Here is a 3,901-nt window from a genome sequence, read left to right as displayed (position 1 = left end):
TCCGCCGGGTCGGCTCCGGCGGGGGCTGGCCCACCACGGTCGCGGACGTGTGCCGGGCCGTGGACCACCTGGTCGAGGTCTCGGCGCAAGTGGGCGACCGGTTGGACCTGCGCCGGGTGGTGGTCGCCGGGCACTCCGCCGGCGGGCACCTGGCGCTGTGGGTCGCCGGGCGGGCACGACTACCGTCCTCCCTGCCCGGGTCCCGCCCCACCGTCCCCGTCTCGGGCTGTGTGTCCCTCGCCGGGGTCGCCGACCTTCTCCGCGCCGAGGAATCCGGGGACAAGTACGTCGCCGGACTGCTCGGTGGGCGCTCCGACACGCGCCGTCAGCGTTACCGGGACGCCTCCCCCGTGGCGCACCTGCCCACCGGGGTCCCGGTGGTGTGCGTCCACGGTCGCGACGACGAGGTGGTGCTACCCGAGCAGTCCGAGGCCTACGTGCGGGCGGCCCGCCGGGTGGGCGACCCCGCCCGCGTCTCGCTGGTGCCCGGTGGCCACGACCCGTGGGGCGACATCACCGGCCGGGTGTGGCACGACACCCGCGACACCATGCTCGCGATGGCTCAGGAATCGGTGTAACCGGTGTCCACCCGGATCCGCTCGAGCCGCCGGTAGGCGATCAACCACCGACCGCCCACCCTGCGGTACCGCTCGTGGTAGTGCCCCCAGCCGTGGAGCCAGTGCTCGCGGCCGTCGACCGACCACCACAACCGGTCCTCCATCGCCCAGACGCCGGTGGCCGCGGGGTCGCCGGTCACCGGGTCCGGACCTGTCAGCTCCAGCAGCGGCGTGTACCCGTGATGGACGCTCGTCACCGGGTTCGGACCGTCGAGGGTGTCGCGGATCGCGGCGGTGAGCGCTTCGCGCCCGCGCACCTCGGCAGCGCCGCCGCTCGCCGCCCACGACTCGCTGACCACATCCTCGGTGTGGCACGGTCCGTAGGCGTCCCACTGTTTGGTGTCCATGACGTACAGGCGCCGGGCGAAGACCGCCCGGATCGCCTCGAGGTCCTCCACCGCGCTCCCGTCGTGCAGCCGGCTCATGTCGTGTAATCAGCGTTGATCGAGATGTACTCGCGGCTCAGATCGCAGCCGTAGACGGTGCAGGCCCCGTCGGCCACGCCGGCGCCGCTCTCCACACCCAGGTCGACGGCGATGGTGACCTCCTCGGCCCGCATGATCTCGGTGAGCCGCTCGAGTTCGGCCTCGCCCGGGAACGCCGGGTAGGTCTCGAGGTCGCCGAACACGATGCGGACCCGCTCGGGGTCGATGTCCGTGTCGTCGTGGCACTTGCCGATCGCCATGGCGACCCGTCCCCAGTTGGGGTCGGCGCCGTGGACGGCGGTCTTGACCAGCGGGGAATTGAGGATCGCCTTGGCCACCCGCTTGGCCTGGGCCCGGTCCCGCGCGCCCGTGACCTCGACCGTGAGGAGTTTGGTGGCGCCCTCCCCGTCGCGCGCGAGCTGGCGGGTCAGGTCGAGGCAGATCGCCTCGAACGCCTCACGCAGTTCGACCTCGCCGACAGGGTCGCCCGCGCCGCTGGCCAGGGCGATCGCGGTGTCCGAGGTCGAGGTGTCGGTGTCGACGGACAGGCAGTTGAAGGTCTCGTCCACCGCGGCCCTGAACGCGGAGTCCAGCACCCCCGGCTCCACCGCGGCATCGGTGAACAGCACCGCGATCATCGTGGCCATGTCCGGTTCGACCATTCCGACGCCCTTGGCGATGCCCACGATCCCGGCGGTGCCGCCCGTCGTCGTCGTCACCTCCACCCGCGCCGTCTTGGGATGGGTGTCCGTGGTCATCATCGCGGTGGCCAGCGCGACCGCGTCGGCATCGAACCCGGCACCGGCCAGGCCGTCGAGGTGCGTGCGCAGGAGGTCCATCGGGTACCGCCGGCCGATGACGCCGGTGGAGGCGATGAGCATCTCCTCCGGCGCCGCCCCCACGGCGGCGGCCGCGTGATCGAGCACCTCGCGCGCGTCGGCCATGCCCTGTTCGCCGGTGGCGACGTTGGCGTTCTTGGCCACGACCACCACGCCGCGCGCCCGACCGCTCGCAGCATTGGCGCGGCTGAGCACGACCGACGGTCCGGCGAAGAGGGACCGGGTGAACACTGCCGACGACGCCGGGGAGGGACCGTCGTTGACGACGACGAAGACGTCATCCCCGCGCTCACGCAGTCCCGCGGCACCCGAGTGGGCGCGGAAGCCCGGCGGGAGCGGGATCGTCTGGGCGGCGACGGTGGCGTTCGGCGGAGTCATGCCGACCATTCTCCCCCGCCGGGGTCTGCCCGCGGTATGTGACCGTCCGGGTCGGTCCGGGACGCCGGCTCCACCCCGAAGCATTTCACAAATGTGACACCTCTAACAAGAGAACGATGTGCGGTCCCGTGCTCTGCATAGATAAGAAAGTGTGCAGCCGGAACACCGGGCGGAAACCACCTCTCAATTAGTAATTCCGCGATCGCTGCGTAACGTCCTCCAGCGGATTCGGGATGTACATCGCGAGTCCGAAAGCAGGACTGCACCACGAGTGCGGCGCACCCTCGCGCCGCCCGCAGACGAAAGGATCATCACATGATCGAGCAGATCTTCACCGGCGTCCTCAACTTCTTCAACAGCCTGATCGGCACCGGCTCCACCGCCGCCGAGGGCTTCGTCAACACCGGCTCGACCGCCGCCGAGGGTGTCTACGGCACCGTCACCGGCTCGCTCGGCAACGTCGTGGGCTCGCTCTGAGCTGAGTGACACCGGACCCACGAGGTCCTAGTCGCTTTCAACGCCGGCATTCTCTTTCGAGGATGCCGGTGTTGTGCATTTATCAGCCCCTTCTCCTCCCGCCTTCCGGGCTTTTCCGGGAAAGCGCGGCACGCCTTTCGGCAAGGGATGTGGCGCAGATCACATTAAACCGAGAGCGCCTGCCAACCAGCGAAAGTAAAGAGCTTTCCCCGTGAACCGCCCGCGCGCGACACTGATCCGGGTGAATCCTGCTGCAGCCGTACGTAGCGTCCGGAGGCGAGTTCCCGACAGGCCTCGTGCTCATCGAGGACTCTGCTAAACCGATCGACGCACCAGGCGTCGCATCCCCCGACGAAAGGACCACATCATGGGTTCCATCGAGACTTTCCTCCCCGGCCTCGCCACCGGCTCCGCCGCCGTTAACACCGGCTCGCAGGTCGTCGACGGCGGTGCCGACCTGGCCGCCAACGTCCTCGGCTTCTTCGCCGGCCTCGTCGGCACGGTCACCGACGCCCTCGGTTCCTGAGCCGACGCGCCTGACGGCGCCTCGCCCGGGCCCGGCTTCGGTCGGCCCGAGCGCACAGTGAAACCGGCCCCCGCTCCGGCGGGGGCCGGTTTCCGCATTCCCGCAACCCGTTCGGTCGCAACCCGTTCTGTCGCGGCCCGTTCCGTCCACACGCGCCGCTACCGTGGAGCCATGGAACTCGACCTGACCCGCCACGTCGCCGCCGACCCCGACACCGTGTGGGCCGTGCTCACCGACATCCCCGAGGCGCACCGCACGCTCAGTGGCGTGCTGGCGGTCGAGATCCTCACCTCCGGCCCGTACCAGCCCGGTCTGCGCTGGCGTGAGACGCGCAAGATGTTCGGTATGAAGGCGACCGAGGAGATGATGGTGCTGGCCGTCGAGCCGCCACACTCCACCACCATCGTCGCCGAGAGCGGCGGCACCGAGTACAAGACCGTCTTCACGATCACCCCGGACGCCGACGGCGGTTCGACCCTTCGGATGCGGTTCGGCGCACACACCGCTCACGCCCCCGCGGTCTCCCGGGTCGTGATGTCCGTGATGGGCCGGTTCGCCGAGAAGTCGACCCGCAGGACGATGGAGCAGGACCTGGCGGACATCGCCGCCGAGGCCGAGCGGCGGGCCGGGTGATCCCAG

6 protein-coding genes are annotated in these 3,901 nt (G+C 70.1%); 4 read left to right on the top strand and 2 right to left on the bottom strand.

From position 1 onward, the window contains the following. Positions 1-578, top strand: a 578-nt coding sequence (locus tag G6017_RS07880) for an alpha/beta hydrolase family protein (RefSeq protein ID WP_182616818.1), incomplete at its 5' end; no start/stop codon positions are given. Here G6017_RS07880 and G6017_RS07875 read toward each other — a convergent pair. Both G6017_RS07875 and argJ read right to left on the bottom strand, forming a co-directional pair. Beyond that, positions 563-1,042, bottom strand: coding sequence for a nuclear transport factor 2 family protein (locus G6017_RS07875; protein ID WP_182616816.1), 480 nt, complete (start codon positions 1,040-1,042; stop codon positions 563-565). The two genes, G6017_RS07880 and G6017_RS07875, sit on opposite strands and share 16 nt — an antisense overlap. Then, positions 1,039-2,259 carry a bifunctional glutamate N-acetyltransferase/amino-acid acetyltransferase ArgJ gene (argJ, locus tag G6017_RS07870; protein ID WP_182616815.1) on the bottom strand — a complete coding sequence of 407 codons (1,221 nt, stop codon included), beginning with the start codon at positions 2,257-2,259 and terminating at the stop codon, positions 1,039-1,041. Before argJ ends, G6017_RS07875 begins: the two co-directional genes overlap by 4 nt. Positions 2,260-2,574: 315 nt before the next feature. On the opposite strand from argJ, the gene G6017_RS07865 reads away from it, so the two are divergent. From G6017_RS07865 to G6017_RS07855, 3 genes are all read left to right on the top strand, one after another. Next, positions 2,575-2,736 (top strand): hypothetical protein, encoded by a 162-nt coding sequence (locus tag G6017_RS07865; RefSeq protein WP_182616813.1) that lies wholly within the window; start codon positions 2,575-2,577, stop codon positions 2,734-2,736. 367 nt (positions 2,737-3,103) lie between these two features. Further along, positions 3,104-3,262 (top strand): hypothetical protein, encoded by a 159-nt coding sequence (locus G6017_RS07860; RefSeq protein ID WP_182616812.1) that lies wholly within the window; start codon positions 3,104-3,106, stop codon positions 3,260-3,262. Between the two features lie 171 nt (positions 3,263-3,433). Then, positions 3,434-3,895 carry an SRPBCC family protein gene (locus G6017_RS07855; RefSeq protein ID WP_096906637.1) on the top strand — a complete coding sequence of 154 codons (462 nt, stop codon included), beginning with the start codon at positions 3,434-3,436 and terminating at the stop codon, positions 3,893-3,895. Positions 3,896-3,901 lie beyond the last annotated feature (6 nt).

It is taken from the genome of Dietzia sp. B44 (assembly GCF_014145245.1).
Taxonomy (GTDB): Bacteria; Actinomycetota; Actinomycetes; order Mycobacteriales; family Mycobacteriaceae; genus Dietzia; species Dietzia natronolimnaea.
The sequence above is the reverse complement of the archived record's forward strand: the minus strand, read 5'-3'. Positions and strand labels throughout refer to the sequence as shown.